This window comes from Photobacterium sagamiensis (assembly GCF_050337085.1).
Taxonomy (GTDB): domain Bacteria; phylum Pseudomonadota; class Gammaproteobacteria; order Enterobacterales; family Vibrionaceae; genus Photobacterium; species Photobacterium sagamiensis.
Genome location: NZ_JAKJSP010000045.1, coordinates 1 through 19096 on the forward strand (window position 1 = coordinate 1; position 19096 = coordinate 19096).

14 protein-coding genes are annotated in these 19096 nt (G+C 49.3%); 7 read left to right on the forward strand and 7 right to left on the reverse strand.

The window, feature by feature from the left end; genetic code table 11:
• Positions 1 to 9: 9 nt before the first annotated feature.
• Both L4D76_RS20230 and metJ read right to left on the reverse strand, forming a co-directional pair.
• Complete coding sequence (locus tag L4D76_RS20230; protein ID WP_428442726.1) at positions 10 to 1332, reverse strand: IS4 family transposase; 1323 nt, start codon at positions 1330 to 1332, stop codon at positions 10 to 12.
• A 147-nt stretch (positions 1333 to 1479) separates the two neighbouring features.
• Entirely contained in the window at positions 1480 to 1797 is a 318-nt protein-coding gene (metJ, locus tag L4D76_RS20235) for a met regulon transcriptional regulator MetJ (protein ID WP_107283464.1), read from the reverse strand.
• 182 nt (positions 1798 to 1979) lie between these two features.
• Between metJ and L4D76_RS20240 the strand changes: the two genes are divergently transcribed.
• From L4D76_RS20240 to metF, 3 genes are all read left to right on the forward strand, one after another.
• Positions 1980 to 3149 carry an O-succinylhomoserine (thiol)-lyase gene (locus L4D76_RS20240; RefSeq protein ID WP_428442683.1) on the forward strand — a complete coding sequence of 390 codons (1170 nt, stop codon included), beginning with the start codon at positions 1980 to 1982 and terminating at the stop codon, positions 3147 to 3149.
• A complete protein-coding gene (locus L4D76_RS20245) occupies positions 3149 to 5566 on the forward strand; it encodes a bifunctional aspartate kinase/homoserine dehydrogenase II (protein ID WP_428442727.1) in 2418 nt (805 codons plus the stop codon). The genes L4D76_RS20240 and L4D76_RS20245 overlap by 1 nt, the downstream gene beginning before the upstream one ends.
• A gap of 284 nt (positions 5567 to 5850) precedes the next feature.
• On the forward strand, positions 5851 to 6747 hold the full coding sequence (gene metF / locus L4D76_RS20250; protein WP_428442684.1) for a methylenetetrahydrofolate reductase: 897 nt from the start codon (positions 5851 to 5853) through the stop codon (positions 6745 to 6747).
• A 97-nt stretch (positions 6748 to 6844) separates the two neighbouring features.
• Here metF and L4D76_RS20255 read toward each other — a convergent pair whose 3' ends face one another.
• Together L4D76_RS20255 and ppc are read right to left on the reverse strand one after the other, a co-directional pair.
• Positions 6845 to 7414, reverse strand: a complete 570-nt coding sequence (locus tag L4D76_RS20255) for a PadR family transcriptional regulator (RefSeq protein ID WP_428442685.1) — start codon at positions 7412 to 7414, stop codon at positions 6845 to 6847.
• A 439-nt stretch (positions 7415 to 7853) separates the two neighbouring features.
• Positions 7854 to 10484: a phosphoenolpyruvate carboxylase gene (ppc, locus tag L4D76_RS20260; protein WP_428442686.1), complete on the reverse strand. Its 2631-nt coding sequence runs from the start codon at positions 10482 to 10484 to the stop codon at positions 7854 to 7856.
• 581 nt (positions 10485 to 11065) lie between these two features.
• Between ppc and argC the strand changes: the two genes are divergently transcribed.
• The 4 genes from argC (at position 11066) to argH (ending at position 16143) form a co-directional block, all read left to right on the forward strand.
• Positions 11066 to 12079, forward strand: a complete 1014-nt coding sequence (gene argC / locus L4D76_RS20265; RefSeq protein ID WP_428442687.1) for an N-acetyl-gamma-glutamyl-phosphate reductase — start codon at positions 11066 to 11068, stop codon at positions 12077 to 12079.
• Between the two features lie 11 nt (positions 12080 to 12090).
• The gene (gene argB, locus L4D76_RS20270) at positions 12091 to 12870 is read left to right on the forward strand and encodes an acetylglutamate kinase (protein WP_428442688.1); all 780 of its coding nucleotides are present in this window, start codon (positions 12091 to 12093) and stop codon (positions 12868 to 12870) included.
• A 130-nt stretch (positions 12871 to 13000) separates the two neighbouring features.
• Complete coding sequence (locus L4D76_RS20275; RefSeq protein WP_428442689.1) at positions 13001 to 14215, forward strand: argininosuccinate synthase; 1215 nt, start codon at positions 13001 to 13003, stop codon at positions 14213 to 14215.
• A gap of 50 nt (positions 14216 to 14265) precedes the next feature.
• Positions 14266 to 16143, forward strand: coding sequence for an argininosuccinate lyase (gene argH / locus L4D76_RS20280; protein WP_428442690.1), 1878 nt, complete (start codon positions 14266 to 14268; stop codon positions 16141 to 16143).
• A gap of 93 nt (positions 16144 to 16236) precedes the next feature.
• Here the strand turns inward: argH and L4D76_RS20285 are convergent, their stop codons facing one another.
• The 3 genes from L4D76_RS20285 to L4D76_RS20295 form a co-directional block, all read right to left on the reverse strand.
• Entirely contained in the window at positions 16237 to 16500 is a 264-nt protein-coding gene (locus L4D76_RS20285; RefSeq protein WP_428442691.1) for a DUF3624 domain-containing protein, read from the reverse strand.
• A gap of 149 nt (positions 16501 to 16649) precedes the next feature.
• The gene (locus L4D76_RS20290; RefSeq protein WP_428442692.1) at positions 16650 to 18101 is read right to left on the reverse strand and encodes a dihydrolipoyl dehydrogenase; all 1452 of its coding nucleotides are present in this window, start codon (positions 18099 to 18101) and stop codon (positions 16650 to 16652) included.
• Between the two features lie 119 nt (positions 18102 to 18220).
• Entirely contained in the window at positions 18221 to 18949 is a 729-nt protein-coding gene (locus L4D76_RS20295; RefSeq protein WP_428442693.1) for a glutathione peroxidase, read from the reverse strand.
• Between the last annotated feature and the right edge of the window lie 147 nt (positions 18950 to 19096).

Consider the following 19096-nt stretch of genomic DNA (forward strand, 5'->3'; position numbering starts at 1 on the left):
TAATGCCGTTCACTTAACGTGAGCGGCATTGTTTTTTCTAACGGGATATCGGTTTTTTGAGCACTTCAATACTCTAGGGTAACTTCGTTCTCTTCTAGCAGGTAAAATAAACTGCTTCGCGATCTCTTCTAGTACCATTACTTGTTTCGGTATGTTCCCTGGTGTCACAAATGGCAACTGCGTTAACTCATGAACAATATGCAATGCCGCCCCATGAAAACTGAGTTGATTGGGAAAGACTCCTTTTAAACTACTAGCCATCAATACCATCTTATATCTCAAGAGGTTATAAGCTAGAAGGATCCCCCAAAGTTCCTGTCTTACGAGTTCTGGCTGCAAACTCCGTAACGTGAACTTATTGTCTAACATGTATTGTTTCATCTCTCTGTAACCCAGTTCGATTTCCCACCGATGACCATATAAATCAACTATATCCGATGATGGAAAGCGTAAAGGGTCTGTCATAGACGTTAATATTTCGACTTTTTTCCCTTTAACGGTTCTTGTTACTAAACGTGCCTGAACAGTTTCTTTTAAATCTGGAAATTTCTTCTGGGCTTGTCGGCTGGGAGTCAGCTCAATCAATACATCTTGTCGACCCAACTTGCGAATGACTTGGTATTGAGTTCCTTTCTTTAAAGGCAACAGCCAGTGTCGTGCTGTACCTGTATTTCGCCATCGAGATAATAGTCCTAGTGAGTAAAAACCCTTATCAAACAAAGTTAAGCTGTGGTCTGGTGTTTTCTCAATCAAATCTTCAGCCAAGACCATTTCACTAACTGAAACACTATCAAATGAGGAAGCTGTAAGAAGATGGCTCGTCAGCTCCATCTGACACACCATACGAACTTGCGGATACGTAGCTTTCCCGGACTGGTTTGATGTGCGACTAAAGCTTTGAGAATTATCTTCCGTATCTTGAGTTCGCCATACCACTCCATCGACCCCAAGCAATGTCAGCCCACACCATGTTGGGTGGTTAACTTGGGCGTGCCAATGAGACTGAGTCAGGTCAAAAATATGTCTGATAGCATCACTTCCAAGCTTGTGTCTTGCTTGGGTCACTGCACTTGAAGCAACATAAGGTTTACCATCAGGCAGGATAATATCTAGTTGATTAAGTAGCTGACGCATAGGGAATTTACGAAAAAGAGCCATGCCGATTACTGCCCAAACCATGGACTCCATCGGTAGTTTTCGTCTACGAATAGTCGCAACTCCAGCTTGATTCAAGCCTTGTTCGATAAGAGCAGGATCGAGAACATCAGCAAGACTTTGAAAGTCAGTACGGCTGTTAAGGGAAACGGAGGCAAGAGCATCTGAAAGTTGCATAAAAAAATCCGGAATCATTAACTGATTCCGGATTATGTCAGCCTCATAGGATCGTTCAACTGATCCTTAACTGATCGGCATTAGCCAATTGGCTGGTTTTTTTATATCCGTCTATCATCTGTAAATAGAGATAGCGCACCGATTCAATTATTCATTGATGTCTTCGTATTTGATCCCCATCTCGTCCATCAGGGCTTTGGCTTCTGCTGGCAGATCATCAGGGCAATCTTTACGGATGTCGTCATCGGTTGGTAACGGCTGACCGGTATAAGCGTGCAGGAATGCTTCGCACAGCAGTTCACTGTTTGTTGCGTGACGCAGGTTATTCACCTGGCGGCGAGTACGCTCATCCGTCAGTATTTTTAAAACCTTTAATGGAATCGAAACGGTAATTTTCTTAACTTGCTCATTTTTTTTACCGTGTTCCGCGTATGGGCTGATGTATTCGCCATTCCACTCTGCCATGTTCTACCTTCTCAGCGATGTTGGGACCAAATAAATATATCCCCGAATTTTAGCGGGATTTACTGCCATAAGGAAAGACATATAGACGTCTAGAAGTGTTGACGGCTCAATTAAATGTGGTTAATGTGATTGCTGCGATTTTATTCGGGAACAGGGCTTAGCCCGAGACAAGGAAGGTTATTATGAGTGACAAGCAGTTTGCCACCATCGCGGTACGTGCCGGTATTGAATCAGACAGCCAGCACAATGCCGTCGTTCCACCTATTTATCTGACTTCTACCTATAGTTTTCCGCAGCTCGGAGATCTTCCTCAATACGATTACTCCCGCTCGGGTAACCCGACCCGTAATATGTTAGCCGATGCCTTGTCAGAACTGGAAGGCGGTGCCGGAGGCGTGGTCACCAGTTGCGGCACTGCAGCCATTAACTTATTGGTTTCTGCACTATTAGGCCCTGATGATTTAATTGTTGCCCCGCATGACTGCTACGGCGGAACTTACCGTTTATTTAATACCCGTGCCAATAAAGGTGATTTCAACGTTGAGTTTGTCGACCAGTCCGATCCGGCCGCACTTGCCGCGGCACTGGCGAAAAAACCTAAAATTGTCTGGGTTGAAACCCCGTCAAACCCGCTGTTACGCGTGCTTGATGTTGAAGCCTTGTGCCAGCAAGCGGCACAGGTCGGTGCGCAGGTTGCGGTTGATAACACCTTTTTATCGCCGGTCTTGCAGCAACCGATAAAATTGGGGGCTGATTTTGTGGTGCACTCCACCACGAAATATATCAATGGTCATTCTGATGTGGTGGGGGGGATCCTGATTTCCAAAGATGCGGAGCAAGCCGAGAACATTGCCTGGTGGGCGAACTGCATTGGGGCAACAGGTGCGCCGTTTGATGCGTATTTAACCCTGCGCGGTTTAAGAACCTTGGTACCCCGGATGAGAATGCATGAAGAAAATGCCGCCCAGGTGCTGGCATATCTGCAAACTCAGGCGTTGGTTGGGAAGATTTATCACCCGGCGTTACCGGATCATCCGGGTCATGATATTGCTGCTCGCCAGCAGCAGGGCTTTGGCTCAATGCTCAGTTTTGAGCTGGCAGGCAGCCAACGTCAGCTGGAAGTGTTTGTCGCGGCTCTTAACTGTTTTTCGCTGGCGGAATCTCTCGGGGGCACGGAAAGCCTTATTGCGCACCCAGCCAGTATGACTCACCGTGCGATGTCTGATGAAGCGCAGGCCGAAGCCGGTATTAAGCTTTCACTGTTACGTTTGTCGGTTGGCCTGGAAGATCCTCGAGACCTTATCGCAGATCTTGAGCAGGCATTTAATCAGGCGGCGGAGGTTGGAGCATGATGACACAGCCAGCCAATCGCCAGTTACATAAATTTGGCGGCAGTAGCCTCGCCGATCCTGATTGCTATCGTCGGGTCGCAACGATTTTACGAGAATATTCTGATGTTGAAGATCTGATTGTGGTCTCAGCGGCCGGAAAAACAACGAATAAGCTCATTGAGTGGATTGAACAACTCGGCAAAGACGGGCGTCAGGCCCATGAGACGCTGCAAAGCTTGCGTCAGTATCAGCAAGGGTTAATCGAAGCGCTGGTGAGCGGCTCTGTTGCCGATGAGCTACTAACCCGGCTGCATTTAGATCTGAGTGAGCTGGCTAAGCTGAGCGAGCCGGATATCACAGAGCCGGTATACGCGGCGATTTTAGGCCATGGTGAACTGTGGTCTGCACGTTTGCTGGCTGCTTTACTCAATAGTTATGAGATGCCGGCGACTTACCTTGATTCGCGGATTTTTCTTCGCGCAGAGCGCGTGGCTCAACCGGAAGTGGATCGCGCTCAATCCTGGCCGTTGCTGAAAGAACAACTGGCCCAGCACAGTTTGCATCGTATTGTGATCACCGGCTTTATGGCGCGTAATCAACAGGCAGAAACGGTGTTGCTAGGGCGAAATGGTTCTGACTATTCTGCCACTGTGATTGGTGCCTTGGCGGAGGTTTCGCGGGTGACTATCTGGAGTGATGTGGCTGGCGTATACAGTGCTGATCCGCGCAAAGTCGGCGACGCCTGTTTGTTGCCGCTGCTGCGCCTGGATGAAGCCAATGAACTGGCTCGTCTGGCGGCTCCCGTGCTGCATAGCCGAACGTTACAGCCTGTTGCGCAGAGTGCGATTGATTTAACCTTGCGCTGCAGCCATCAGCCGGAATCCGGCTCGACCCGGGTCGAGCGTATTTTGGCATCCGGGCGTGGTGCTAAAATTGTCACCTCGTTAGACGATATATGCCTGATTGAATTAGACGTACCTCGCTCACACGACCTTGAACCGGTAAAGGCAGAGCTGGAGCGTACCTTGCAGCGTGCGCAGCTGTTACCGCTTGCACAGAGTACTGAAGCCGATCAGGGACGTATTTTGCTGGCATACACAAGTGAGGTGGTGAATGGCGTACTGGCACTGTTGCAAGACAGTGGGATTGCTGCCGAGCTGAGGTTGCGTGAAGGCTTCTCAATGGTTGCCGCGGTAGGAGCGGGTGTGGTGAATAACCCCGTGCATTGCCACGGTTTCTATCAGCAGTTGAAAAGGCTGCCAGTGGAGTTTATGGAAGAAGCGGAATCAGGTCTTAGCCTGGTTGCGGTGCTGCGTAAGGTCGAGACTGAAAACTTAATTGTCGGTATTCATCAGAGCCTGTTTCAGGCGCAGAAACGTATTGGCCTGGTGTTGTGCGGTAAAGGCAATATTGGTAGCCGCTGGCTTGAGCTGTTTGATGCTGAGAAAGAACAGCTTGAGAAGCGCCATGGTATGAGCTTCACCTTAATCGGTGTTGCTGACAGTTGCCGTCACTGGGTTGATTTTCAGGGCATTGAACCGACTCGTGCGCTGAACGCGTTTGATGATGAAGCCGTGGAGTACGCCGACGGGGAGCTGCTCGCGACCTTAGCCTCTAATCCTTATGATGATGTGGTGGTGCTGGATGTGACGGCCAGTGCTGAACTGGCGGCTAAATACCCAAGCGTGGCTGAAAATGGGTTGCATCTGATTTCAGCGAATAAAGTAGCGGGTTCTGCATCGAGTGATGATTACCATGCGGTGCAGGATGCCTTTGCCAAAACCAGCCGTCACTGGTTATATAACGCCACCGTCGGTGCGGGTCTGCCCGTGAATCACACGGTACGGGACTTACGTGAAAGTGGTGATGAAATTATTGCGGTATCGGGGATCTTTTCAGGGACGTTATCCTGGCTGTTCCAGCAGTTTGATGGCTCACAACCTTTTTCTCAGCTGTTAGAGCAGGCGTGGCAGCAAGGGTTAACCGAACCGGATCCCCGGCATGATCTCGATGGCAGCGATGTGATGCGCAAGCTGGTGATCCTGGCTCGTGAATCAGGGCTGGCGTTAGAGCCAGAGCATGTGAAGGTGGGCTCGTTAGTGCCGGCTGAGCTGGCTGAGCTGGCGCTTGATGGATTTTTTGAGCAGATCAATCAGCTTGACGAGCTGTTGTTCGAGCGTCTGAACAAAGCCCAGAAAGAAGATAAAGTGCTGCGCTATGTTGCGCGTCTGGATAAGAATGGCAAAGCGCATGTGGGGGTTGAAGCGTTGCCTGCAGAGCATGCCCTGGCCAACTTACTGCCTTGCGACAATATCTTTGCTATTGAAAGCCGCTGGTATCGTGATAATCCGTTGGTGATCCGCGGCCCCGGTGCCGGCCGTGATGTAACCGCCGGCGCATTGCTGTCTGATATCAATCGTTTGGCCGCGATGCTATAGAGTATGCCAAATGGTGACAAATCTAGTCTGATATATCGCTCCGTGCGATAAGGTCGGTGTTAATCACCAAATAACCATGAAGAGCCCGCCAATGGCGGGCTTTTGTGTTTAAGTTATGTTGAAATTTATGCAATGTGAAGTTGAGAAAAATTCATGATCACTTTATTGACATTAAATTGGTTACAAGACATTCTGTAGACATATAGACGTCTAAACGGTTTTTTCAGACGTTACATTTTTTGGGGAATAGGCCGAAGGCAGGCCAGAATAGGAAGGGATTGACTATGGGGTATTCTCACGCAAGTCACTTAGATTCGTTAAATCAAAATATTGCAGATCTTAATGGTGACATTAATGTTTCTTTTGAATTTTTTCCGCCAAGCAGTGAGAAAATGGAAGAAACCCTATGGAATTCTATTCATCGTCTGAAAACACTGAAGCCAAAATTTGTCTCAGTGACTTATGGTGCCAACTCGGGTGAACGGGATCGTACTCACAGCATCATTAAAGAGATTAAAGATCAAACCGGACTGGTTGCTGCACCTCACCTGACGTGTATTGATGCCTCCCGCGATGAGCTGCGTACCATTGCCCGTGATTACTGGAATAATGGGATCCGCGATATAGTGGCATTACGCGGTGATTTGCCACAGCAAGGCGTAAAGCCTGATATGTATGCCGCAGATCTGGTTGAGTTGCTGCGCAAGGAAGCCGATTTTGATATCTCGGTGGCCGCATACCCGGAAGTGCATCCGGAAGCGAAAAGTGCTCAGGCTGACTTGATCAACCTCAAGCGTAAAGTCGATGCGGGGGCGAGCCGTGCTATCACCCAGTTCTTTTTTGATGTTGAAAGTTATCTGCGTTTCCGCGACCGTTGTGTTGCCGCGGGTATCGATGTCGAAATTGTGCCGGGTATCCTGCCGGTATCAAACATGACGCAAGCCAAGCGTTTTGCACTGGCGAACAACGTTAAAATTCCAGGCTGGTTAGAGAAGCAATATCAGGGCCTGGATGACGACCTGCTTAGCCGCCAGATGGTTGGTGCCAGTAATGCGATCGATATGGTGCGCATTCTAAGCCGCGAAGGGGTAAAAGACTTTCACTTCTATACCCTGAATCGGGCTGAACTGACTTATGCCATTTGTCATACCTTGGGTGTTAAGCCTGGAGTAGAAGCATAATTCTGTTATATCGAAGGGATATCGTGTTATCGATCCCAATAAAAAAGCCGCTCTGAGCGGCTTTTTTTAGTTGGTATAGCGAAATAACGACATCCGGTTATTTGGTGATCGCAATCTTGCTTGCTTCGCTATCCAGGTCTTTCAGCTCAGCCAGAACTTCTTCTGCCCAGTTAATCCACGCCTGGCGGTTATGCATGCCGCGGCGTAGGGTCAGGCGGTCAAGACGAGACTGGCGATCCATTTCTTTGTAGTTAGCAAAGTGGACTTTTTCCAGCTCCTCATAGTTGTTCATTAGCGAGTGAGACTCTTCAATGAGTGCCTCAAGCTGTTCTTGCATTGGCTCTGAATTATGAACACCGCAAACCAGTAGCTTGGCCGAGAACTCATCGCGGATCGTTGGATTGCGAGCGGGTTCCTGGAACCATTCAAACAGTGCCTGACGTCCCAGATCGGTAATGGTGTAGACCTTACGGTCTGGTTTACCTTCCTGAGGTTCAAGCTGACATGTTACCTGGTCATTGCCGGCCATTTTATTCAGTTCGCGATACACTTGTTGGTGGCTCGCTTTCCAGAAATAACCGATGCTGTGTGAAAATTCTTTGGTGATATCGTAACCGGTTGCGTCGCGATTGCTCAGCACGGTTAAAATTACGTGTGGTAGTGACATCTCTTCTATCCGATAAAATACTGCAAAGTAAAAAATACAATCAAACGGACGTTACCTTTCGCTCTTTGGCGTTTGTTATAATCGTCATGTTGCACTGCCTGATCGAGATCACATAGAATATCATCAATATACTCAATACTGATACCTGACAGGGTAAATAATTTATTCACTTAGGCTGTCAATTGCTTATCTTGTGACATTTATCCAGAGAATAATTCCAGATTGGCATTGCAAGCGGTTTTGCATCACCTGCTTTCACAAGGTTCATCATTTACTCTAGTGCAAGACATTGATGGGCGTTTGTCTCAATTTTGCGTCAGCATAAAATTAATGCTTGGAAATGATTTCTGGGTGATAAGGTGGAATTGATCGGGGTTCGGCAGGATAAAATAAAGGCCACGCGAGGTGGCCTTATTCGACTTTGCTTAGGTGCAGCGGATTAACCCGTGTTTCGCATTCCCGTTGCGATACCCGCGATACTGACCATCAGCGCTTCTTCCAGTATCGGTGAAATTTCTTCTTGTTGGCGCGTCCGGTATAGCAATTCAGCCTGCAGCATGTTGAGTGGCTCAACATAGATGTTACGCAAGCGAATGGCCTCGGCACCCCACGGGTCCTGCTCCATCAGGTGAGCGTTGTTTTCAACATTCAGTACCGCTTTAATGTCTTGTTGCAACTGATCGCGAAGTTGCTGCCCCAGCGGCCACAATGACTTCTCTGTCAGGCGTTGATCATAATATTGCGCAATGCCGACATTGGTTTTGGTGTACACCATCTCCAGCATGCCCAGGCGGGTCGAGAAGAATGGCCATTCCCGGCACATATCTTCGAGTAGCTGGGCATGGCCCTTATCGATTGAGTACTGGATCGCCTCACCGGCACCAAGCCAGGCCGGTAGCAGCAAGCGATTCTGGCTCCAGGCAAAAATCCAAGGGATCGCACGTAAACTTTCGACCCCGCCGTTCGGGTTACGCTTCGCCGGACGAGAGCCCAATGGCAGTTTGCCCAGTTCTAACTCTGGGGTAGCGGCGCGGAAATAAGGAACGAATTCTTCATTGCCTCGCACCACGTTGCGGTACGCTTCGCAGGAAACTTCAGACAGCACGTCCATCAGATCGCGCCAGTTTTGTTTTGGCGCGGGTGGCGGTAGCAGGTTCGCTTCAAGGATTGCACTGGTGTACAGGCTCAGGCTGTTTACTGCAACGTCCGGCAGGCCCAGCTTAAAGCGGATCATTTCCCCTTGCTCGGTAACACGCAGGCCGCCTTTCAGGCTACGAGGAGGCTGAGAGAGCAGTGCAGCATGTGCCGGTGCGCCACCACGACCGATAGAGCCGCCGCGGCCATGGAACAGAGTCAGTTCAACACTCGCGTCTTCACAGACATCAACCAGCTCTTCCATTGCGCGGTACTGTGCCCAGCCTGCCGCCATCACACCGGCATCTTTCGCCGAGTCGGAATAGCCGATCATTACCATTTGATGGTTCTGAATGAAGCCACGGTACCAGTCGATGTTCATCAACTGCTTGATGACTGCCGCGCCATTGTTTAAATCTTCCAGTGTTTCAAACAGCGGGCAGACATCCATGCGGAACGGACAGCCTGCTTCCTTGAGCAGCAGGTGCACTGCTAATACATCAGAAGCAGTACGTGCCATTGAGATCACATAGGCGCCCAGCGCTTCGCGAGGTTGTTCTGCAACGGCTTTACAGGTATCGATGACTTCCTGTACATCGGCTGACGGCTGCCAGTCACGCGGTAGCAGCGGACGTTTTGACGCCAGCTCACGGATCAGGAAAGCAACTTTATCTTGCTCGCTCCACTGATCGTAGTCACCGATCCCCAGATAACGGGTCAGCTCTGAAATAACATCAGAATGGCGGGTGCTTTCCTGGCGGATATCAAGGCGGACCAGATGAACGCCGAAGCACTTAATACGGCGCAGAACGTCAAGTAGCAGACCGTCTGCAATAATACTCATGCCACATGCGTGCAGAGACTGGTAACAAGCGTGCAGAGGTTCCCACAGCTGATCGACGTGAGTGATTGTTTCAAGATCCGGAACGTTATGGCCCTGAATTTTGGCATCCAGCACGTCGCGGGTATTGGTCAGCTTAGTGCGCAACACTTTCAGGATCGCACGGTAGGGTTCATGCTCATCGCCGGCCAGCTCGCGGACCTGATCATTGCATTTGACCATTGACAGTTCGCTAACCAGTTCCTGAATATCACCCAGGTACAGATCGGCGGCTTTCCAGCGGGACAGCAGCAGCACTTCTCGGGTGATTTCTGAGGTCACGAACGGGTTACCGTCACGGTCTCCGCCCATCCATGAGGTAAATTTTACCGGTGAGGCATCGAGTGGCAGGCCTTCACCCAGATGGTGAACCAGTTTCTCGTCGAACTGACGCAGAAACTCAGGTACCGCTTGCCACAGCGAGTTTTCTACCACCGCATAACCCCACTTGGCTTCATCGAGTGGCGTCGGGCGCTGTTTACGGATGACATCAGAGTGCCATGCCTGGGCAATCAACTGCTCTAGGCGTTGCTCAACACGCTGGCGTTCACTGTGAGAAAGTTCGCTCAGCTCAAGGCTCGACAGGCACTTATTGATCTGTACCAGCTTGTGGATCATGGTGCGGCGGGCAATCTCTGTCGGGTGAGCCGTCAGTACCAGCTCAATGTTCAGATCACGTACCGCCTGAATAGAGTCAAACTGACTGACGCTATTGGCGTTGAGCTTACCAAACAGTGAATCGATAGAATCCGGACTGCAAATGTGTTCTTCACAGTGGCGGGAGATCGTATGGTACTGTTCGGCGATATTGGTCAGGTTAAGAAACTGACTGAAGGCACGAGCAACAGGAAGAAGCTGATCATCAGGGAGGTTTTGCAATTCATCGATCAGCTTAGCGCGATCGTCGTCATTACCTGCCCGAGCTGATTTAGACAGCTGGCGTATGGTTTCCACTTTCTCAAACAGTGGCTCGCCATGCGCATCCTTAATGGTATTACCCAGCATGTGGCCGAGCATACTTACGTTACTTCTTAACGCGCTGTATTTTTCCTTCATATAATATCCATCTCGTAATTTTGTTACATCCAATCTGCAACGTTCTTCTGACAATCTATCCGCGATCCCACTTTCAGGTCAACAGTGATTACATTTGCGGGCAATAAATCGAGTCTACCTTGATTTTGGTCATAATCTGCTTTTAGTCCTGAAAGTTTATTTCGTCAATATGTGTCATGTGGCACATGTTTTGTTTCCAAACCGTATTGGTAGAACGGGTGACAGATCTGCCAATACGTTCTTTATAAGCATAGCTAATAACCTGAAATGGCCTTTTTTTCTGCTTCTGTTGTTGACAGCTTAAGGATTAGTCGGTAAAAATAGAAATGCAGGTACAGTGAATAATTATTTAATTGTATTTTCTTGCGCAGATTGATAGATGATGCAACCAGGCTCTTAAGCCAGAAGTAGGAAAAAATTAACATGAACCAAGCGAAGATCAACAATCAGAATTCCCTCCGACGACGCTAAGTCTGATTCGCTTGGTGCCTCCCGTGCACCCCATCACTCGCTGTGTCAACAGCACTGTTTCAAAACCTAATGCTTTACAAAAACCCAAAGCACATAAAACGGAATCTCTTATGTTGAACACCTTCATTATCGGTGCCAGCGGCTATACCGGCGCTGAGCTGGCAAAAATGGTGCACGTACATCCCCATCTTCAACTGGCTGGTCTGTTTGTCTCGGCCAATAGCCTGGATGCCAATAAGCCCATCAGTGATCTGCATGGCCAGCTCAAAGGTATTGTGGATTTGCCGCTGCAGCCTTTATCCGAACCGGCTGCGGTTGCCCAGCAGGCGGACATAGTTTTACTGGCAACGGCCCATGAAGTGAGCCATGACCTGGCCCCGATTTTTCTGGCCGCTGGCTGTCAGGTGTTTGATTTGTCTGGTGCGTTCAGGGTGAAGGATGATGAGTTCTATAATCAGTATTATGGATTTGTTCATCAGCACTCTCAATGGCTGGAACAAGCTGTTTACGGCTTAGCAGAATGGAACAGCAAGGCGATTAAACATGCCCAGTTAATTGCGGTGCCCGGCTGTTATCCAACCGCTTCTCAGTTGGCACTTAAACCACTGATTGAGGCAGGCTTGCTCGATGAAAATCAATGGCCTGTTATCAATGCGGTGAGCGGGGTGTCGGGGGCCGGTCGTAAAGCATCAATGATCAATAGTTTTTGTGAGGTGAGTTTGCAGGCTTATGGTCTGTTCAGTCACCGGCACCAGCCGGAAATTGCCAGCCACCTCGGCAGTGAAGTGATTTTCACCCCTCATTTAGGCAGCTTCAAGCGCGGTATTCTGGCGACTATTACGGCGAAATTAGCCGCTGGTGTCGAGGTTGAGCAGGTAGCACAGGCAATGACTCAGGCCTATCAGGGGATTGCTGGTGGCCATGCTGTCAGATTACTGGGTGAGCAAACGGCCAGTATTCAGAATGTTGTTAATACCTGTTTCTGCGACATTGGCTGGAAAGTACAGGGTGAGCACATTATTTTAACATCTGCGATTGATAATTTATTGAAAGGTGCATCCAGCCAGGCGATGCAGTGCATAAATATTCGCAATGACTTTCCGCAATTAACTGCGTTGGTATAGGAGCCGTCACCATGAGTCAGATCCCTTTGGTTATTAAATTAGGCGGTGCAGCACTGTCGAGTGATGAAACGCTGGAAAAGCTGTTCAATGCCATTCATCACTATCAGGAAAGTTCCCAGCGCCCATTGCTGATCGTACATGGCGGTGGTTATCTGGTTGATGATTTGATGAAGAAATTACAACTGGAAACCGTCAAGAAAGAAGGACTCCGGGTGACGCCTAAAGAGCTTATCCCATTTATTGCCGGCGCATTGGCGGGAACCGCGAACAAAATACTGCAAGGGCAAGCGATTAAATCAGGGGTTTCGGCGGTGGGTTTGAGCCTGGCTGATGGCGGGCTGTGTCAGGTCACCGAACTGGATCCGGAGCTGGGATCGGTAGGTAAAGCCGCGCCGGGCAACTGCACGCTGGTAAGCCAAATCATGGCGTCGGGCTATTTGCCTATCGTCAGTTCAATTGGCCTCGATGCTAACGGTGATCTGATGAATGTGAATGCTGATCAGGCGGCTGTTGCAGTCGCTGCCGCTCTCGATGCGGAATTGGTACTGCTGTCGGATGTCAGCGGCGTATTAGATGGCAAGGGCCACCTGATCCCGAGCCTGACTGAGCAGCAAGCCGAAGCCTTGATCACCCAAGCGGTGATCACCGATGGCATGATTGTAAAAGTCCGTGCTGCTTTTGATGCCGCAAAAGCCTTAGGTCGTCCGATTGAAGTGGCAACCTGGCGCTATCCCGAAAAGCTGGCAGCGTTATTTGATGGCCAGAGTATCGGTACAAAATTTTCAGTTTAAAGCCAGCGTTAACTGTCAACAGCACAGTAGAAACGTGGTTTTAACGAAAACAGTTTTAGAACAATTTATTTCAGAACATTTTAAAGCAGCCTGAACGGTATGACCGTCGAACGGGCACGAGGAGAGCATCATGAGCAAGGTAACTAAAGTCGTATTAGCCTATTCCGGCGGTCTGGATACATCAGCAATCATTCCATGGCTGAAAGAGAACTATGACTGCGAAGTTGTCGCGTTCGTTGCCGATGTCGGCCAGGGCGCAGCAGAGCTTGAAGGTATCGAAGAGAAAGCAATCGCATCAGGTGCATCATCTTGCTATATCGCCGATCTGAAAGAAGAGATGGTGGCAGATTATATCTACCCGAGCCTGAAAACCGGTGCGATTTATGAGGGTAAATACCTGCTGGGTACGTCAATGGCGCGTCCAATCATTGCCAAGGCGCAAGTTGAGTGTGCCTTGAAAGTGGGGGCTGATGCTCTGTGCCATGGTTGTACCGGTAAAGGTAACGACCAGGTTCGTTTTGAAGGTGCATTCGCAGCCCTGGCTCCGCATCTTACTGTTATAGCCCCTTGGCGTGAATGGGATCTGCGTAGCCGTGAAGCCCTGCTGGATTATCTGGCAGAGCGTGATATTCCTTGTACTTCAACATTGGAAAAAATCTATTCGCGTGATGCCAATGCATGGCACATCTCTACCGAAGGCGGTGTGCTGGAAGATACGTGGAACCAGCCTAATGAACTATGCTGGGTATGGACGAAAGATCCGGAAGACGCGCCAAACACCCCAGAAACAGTTTCAATTCTGGTCGAGAAAGGCGAAGTTGTTGCGGTTGATGGCAAAGCCATGTCACCATTTGATGCCCTGACATACCTGAATGAAAAAGGTGCCGAGCACGGTGTTGGTCGTATCGATATCGTTGAAAACCGTCTGGTTGGTATTAAGTCCCGTGGTTGTTATGAAACGCCGGGAGGCACCATCATGAACGAAGCACTGCGTGCCGTTGAGCAACTCGTGCTGGATAAAGAATCGTATGAGTTCCGTGAAACTGTCGGTTTGAAAGCATCGCACCTTATCTATGACGGCCGCTGGTTCACACCACTGTGTAAATCGATCTTAGCTGCCGCTGATGAACTTGCTAAAGATGTGAGCGGCGAAGTTGTGGTAAAACTGTATAAAGGTCAGGCGACTGTGGTTCAGAAGCGCTCGCTAAACAGCTTGTACTCAGAAGAGTTTGCTACTTTCGGGGAAGATGAAGTGTATGACCACAGCCATGCAGGTGGCTTCATTCGCCTTTACTCGCTGGCAAGTCGTATCCGTGCTTTGAACGCACAGAAAAAACAAAAATAATTACATTAAAGCATTGAGCAAGTCGAGTCGCGAAGCATAGGAGAAGTACCATGGCATTATGGGGCGGACGTTTTAGTCAGGCAGCTGACACACGGTTTAAGCAGTTCAACGATTCACTACGTTTTGATTACCGTTTGGCGGAGCAAGACATCGTTGGTTCTATAGCATGGTCAAAGGCACTGCATCAGGTTGATGTATTGACGGAAGAAGAGCAGCAGCGGTTAGAGCTGGCGCTGAATGAGCTGAAACTGGCAGTGATGGAAGATCCGGAGCAGATTTTACATTCTGATGCGGAAGACATTCACAGCTGGGTTGAGCAGCAGCTAATCAGCAAAGTCGGTGATTTAGGTAAGAAGCTACACACGGGGCGTTCTCGTAACGACCAGGTCGCGACTGATCTGAAACTCTGGTGCCGTCAGCAAGGTCAAGAGCTTCTTCTTATGCTCGATAAATTGCAAAACCAGTTAGTGTCTGTGGCGCGCGAACACCAAGCCACAGTTCTTCCTGGTTACACCCACTTACAGCGGGCTCAGCCGGTTACGTTTGCCCATTGGTGTCTGGCTTACGTTGAAATGTTTGAGCGTGATTACTCTCGTTTGCATGATGCGTTAAATCGCCTTGATACCTGTCCTCTGGGCTCTGGTGCATTGGCTGGCACGGCTTATCCCATCGACCGTGAAGTGCTGGCTCATAGTCTTGGTTTCCAACGGGCGACTCGTAACAGCTTAGACTCAGTGTCTGACCGTGATCATGTGATGGAATTGCTATCGACTGCGTCTATTTCGATGCTGCATCTGTCACGGATGGCAGAAGATCTAATCTTCTACAACTCGGGTGAATCGAATTTCATTGAGTTAGCAGATACCGTGACATCAGGATCGTCACTGATGCCACAAAAGAAAAACCCGGATGCACTTGAGCTTATCCGTGGTAAATGTGGCCGGGTCTACGGGGCGATGACGGGCATGATGATGACCGTTAAAGCGTTGCCACTGGCTTACAACAAAGACATGCAGGAAGACAAAGAAGGTCTTTTTGATGCGTTGGATAGCTGGAATGACTGCATGGAAATGGCTGCACTCTGTTTTGACGGTATTCAGGTCAACAAAGAGCGTACCCTTGAAGCGGCTATGCAAGGCTATTCGAATGCCACAGAGCTGGCGGATTACCTGGTGGCGAAAGGCATTCCATTCCGCGAGGCGCACCACATTGTGGGAGTAGCGGTCGTAGCCGCCATTGCCAAAGGGTGTGCATTAGAAGAACTGTCACTCGATGAGATGAAAGAATTCTCTGCGCTAATTGATGAAGATGTCTACCCGATCCTGACCATAGAGTCGTGCTTAGATAAGCGTTGCGCGCTAGGAGGCGTGGCGCCTAATCAGGTTGACTATGCGATTGGTCAGGTTGAGAAGCGGTTAGAGAAGCGTTATTCACCCGAGGTGAAAGTACGTGGCGCTCGCCTCACCGATCTCGATGCGATTGAAGGCATGGTGGTTTACTGGGCTGGCCTGGGTGAAAACCTGCCGCGTAAACGTAATGAACTGGTGCGTGATATAGGCTCTTTTGCGGTCGCCGAACACCACGGTACCGTAACCGGCTGTGCCTCGCTTTATGTTTATGATTCAGGTCTGGCTGAAATCCGCTCGCTGGGTATTGAAGCCGGCTGGCAGCATCAGGGGCAGGGCAAGGCGGTTGTCGAGTATCTGATTGAGAAGGCCAGCCAGATGGCGATTAAGAATGTCTTTGTCCTGACCCGGGTACCAGAATTCTTTATGAAGCAGGGCTTTATACCGACATCGAAATCATTGCTGCCTGAGAAGGTGATGAAAGATTGCGATCGTTGTCCGCGTCAGCATGCTTGTGATGAAGTGGCACTGGAAGTGCGCCTGGATCAGGAGCTGGTCATTCCGACCGTGAATGTTGCTTAAATCTGAATTTGTCGGTTTTTTATATAAAACCGCTTAAATTATGAAAACCGGTTTATTAGCCGGTTTTTTATCACTCAAGAAAAATGATCAGATTTATTTATCCCGATTGGTATTACGCAAGCGTCGAATGAAGGCGACCAGCAGGTGGGCCGCAAGTAACAGTGAAAATGCGCTGGCAGCAAAGATGAGGGTGATAGATTCCACCATGGCGGGTTGGGTGCGGTAGAAATACCACCACGCGCCCCAGCTTAATCCACTTAACAGGGTTAACTGCCACATGCACTGACGACAACGGCCTAACTTTTGTTTGAACGCCTGTTGGTTGAAAGCCTGACTGCGGCAGTTGTTACATCCCATTGTTTTTTCTCAAATCAACCCATGACATCCGCATTGTACCTTAATTAAGCGTAAAAATTTTCTGATATGCGTTAACGAAAAAGCCCTCATAGGGTGAGGGCAAAGTTTGGCTGTATTATTTGCTTAACGGTACAAATACGCTTTATTGATTAACAACCCGGGCCGCAGTCCAGGCAGTGTTTGATCATATCCGGACCCAGGTGTAGCTTGGCGTTCAGGTCACGCAGGGCGGTACGGATACCTTCTTCAATCACCGGGTGGTAGAACGGCATATCCAGCATTTCAGACACCGTCATTTGGTTCTGGTGCGCCCAGGCCAGCAGGTGAGCCAGGTGCTCGGCATTCGGGCCGATCATTTCAGCACCGAGGAAGCGGCCGGTACCGTGTTCGCCATAGACATTCAGGATCCCTTTATTGCGGAGCATCACACGGGAGCGGCCCTGGTTTTCAAACGAGACATTACCGGTTTCAAAGCATCCACAGGTGCCAAGGCGAGTGGTGATCTCTTTGTATGTTTCGCCAACCATCGCAATTTGCGGATCAGAGAATACCGCTGAGATTTTTGAGCGACGCCGCCCGGCGCGAATTTCAGGGAAGCGGCCCGCATTATCCCCGGCGATGCGTGCCTGATCGGCCGCTTCGTGAAGCAATGGAATTTGGTTGCTGGCATCACCGGCAATAAAGATTGAGCTTACCGATGTTTGCAGGGTGTAGTGATCTGCTACCGGTACACCGCGGGCATCTAGCTCTAAGCGGGTTTTTTCAATGTCCAGTTTATCAACATTAGGACGACGACCGGTTGTTGCGAGCACGTAATCGACCGTGATTTCCTTTAATTCACCGTCTTTGCCGATATACATGATATCAACCTTATCACCGTTGCGTTTCATGCTTTCAACGTTCACATCGGCATCAAGGTAGAACTCTTCATTGAACGACTTGTCGGCATACGCCATCACTTCAGGATCGGTCAACGGGCCAACCTGGCCACCGATACCGAACATCACCACTTCAACCCCAAGACGTTTCAGTGCCTGACCAAGCTCTAAACCAATAACGCCCGGGCCGAATACCGCCACCGAGTTAGGCAGATCATCCCACTCAAATACGTTGTCGTTAATGATCAGGCGATCCCCCAGCTCGTTCCAAATTGCAGGATAAGCCGGGCGAGAGCCGGTGGCGATAACAATACGCTTTGCTGTGATTTGGGTATGGTCATCCACTACGAGCGTCGTGTCATCAACAAATGTTGCGTAACCAATAATTTTGTCTTCCGCCGGGATCTCGTCAACCCCTTCCAAAACGAATCCAACAAAGCGATCACGTTCGCTTTTCACCCGAGCCATGACTTCACGGCCATTGATCACGATCTCACCTTGCGGGTGAACACCGAAACCCGGCGCCTTTTCGATTTGGTGAACGCTTTCTGCCGCTGCAATAAGGAGTTTTGATGGCATGCAACCAACGCGGGCGCAAGTGGTGCCGTACGGGCCACCTTCAATCATCACAACACTGTCAGTGTGTGCTTTTGCAGCGCGATAAGCACCAAGACCAGCAGTACCACCACCGATAACAGCGACATCAACATTCAGGATTTTCATTTCGGTATCTCCGGGCAAAATTAAAAATGGCGGGGCAAATGAGAGAGGGTCCCGCCAATTACTTATTGGTTTTTCTTAATGGTTAGTAACCGTTGTTACTCGGTTTTAAAAAGCACGACTTAGCCCAAGAATGTTGCTAGTTCTTCGCTGCCACCAATGTGTTTGCCACCGATGAATACTTGAGGCACAGTGCTTTGACCTGTGATTGCGCGAAGGCTGACGGTTGTTGCATCTTTACCCAGCACCACTTCTTCGTACTGAAGGCCTTTATCGATTAGGTTCTGTTTTGCTTTTGCACAGAACGGACAACCAGGCTTGGTGAATACGGTGATTGACTCTTGCATCTTGTGGTTTGGTGCAACGTAGTTCAGCATTGTGTCGGCATCAGAGACTTTGAACGGGTCGCCCGGTTCGTCGTTTTCGATGAACATTTTTTCTACCACACCGTTTTTAACCAGCATGCTGTAGCGCCATGAACGTGGACCGAAACCAATCTCTTTCTTGTCGACTAACATACCCATACCCTCTGAAAACTCACCGTTGCCATCTGGGATAAATGTGATGTTTTCCGCTTCCTGATCAGCTTTCCATGCGTTCATAACGAATGTGTCGTTAACAGAGATACATAGAATGTCATCAACGCCGTGCTCAGAAAATACTGATGCCAGCTCGTTGTAACGTGGCAGGTGGCTAGAAGAGCAAGTCGGGGTAAATGCGCCGGGCAGGCTGAAAACCACGACTGTTTTGTTTGCGAATAACTCTTCTGTTGTCACGTTTACCCATTGGTCGCCCTGGCGAGTTGGGAAAGTAACTTGGGGTACAGCCTGACCTTCTTTAGATGCGAACATAATGGTATTCCTTAAATTTTAAATAGTTATTTGATTCAATCGGAGCGTACCAAGCTATACCTTGTTTAGTTCACTTGGGCTCCCTTTTGATGTGATGATTATGCGATCTCTGGCTTGATAGCTCTAATCGTTTGCTGTTATTGTTTT

Coding starts and splice junctions, on each gene's coding strand:
- L4D76_RS20230 (WP_428442726.1), bottom strand. CDS start 1,332: ATGCAACTTTCAGATGCTCTTGCCTCCGTTTCCCTTAACAGCCGTACT.
- metJ (WP_107283464.1), bottom strand. CDS start 1,797: ATGGCAGAGTGGAATGGCGAATACATCAGCCCATACGCGGAACACGGT.
- L4D76_RS20240 (WP_428442683.1), top strand. CDS start 1,980: ATGAGTGACAAGCAGTTTGCCACCATCGCGGTACGTGCCGGTATTGAA.
- L4D76_RS20245 (WP_428442727.1), top strand. CDS start 3,149: ATGACACAGCCAGCCAATCGCCAGTTACATAAATTTGGCGGCAGTAGC.
- metF (WP_428442684.1), top strand. CDS start 5,851: ATGGGGTATTCTCACGCAAGTCACTTAGATTCGTTAAATCAAAATATT.
- L4D76_RS20255 (WP_428442685.1), bottom strand. CDS start 7,414: ATGTCACTACCACACGTAATTTTAACCGTGCTGAGCAATCGCGACGCA.
- ppc (WP_428442686.1), bottom strand. CDS start 10,484: ATGAAGGAAAAATACAGCGCGTTAAGAAGTAACGTAAGTATGCTCGGC.
- argC (WP_428442687.1), top strand. CDS start 11,066: ATGTTGAACACCTTCATTATCGGTGCCAGCGGCTATACCGGCGCTGAG.
- argB (WP_428442688.1), top strand. CDS start 12,091: ATGAGTCAGATCCCTTTGGTTATTAAATTAGGCGGTGCAGCACTGTCG.
- L4D76_RS20275 (WP_428442689.1), top strand. CDS start 13,001: ATGAGCAAGGTAACTAAAGTCGTATTAGCCTATTCCGGCGGTCTGGAT.
- argH (WP_428442690.1), top strand. CDS start 14,266: ATGGCATTATGGGGCGGACGTTTTAGTCAGGCAGCTGACACACGGTTT.
- L4D76_RS20285 (WP_428442691.1), bottom strand. CDS start 16,500: ATGGGATGTAACAACTGCCGCAGTCAGGCTTTCAACCAACAGGCGTTC.
- L4D76_RS20290 (WP_428442692.1), bottom strand. CDS start 18,101: ATGAAAATCCTGAATGTTGATGTCGCTGTTATCGGTGGTGGTACTGCT.
- L4D76_RS20295 (WP_428442693.1), bottom strand. CDS start 18,949: ATGTTCGCATCTAAAGAAGGTCAGGCTGTACCCCAAGTTACTTTCCCA.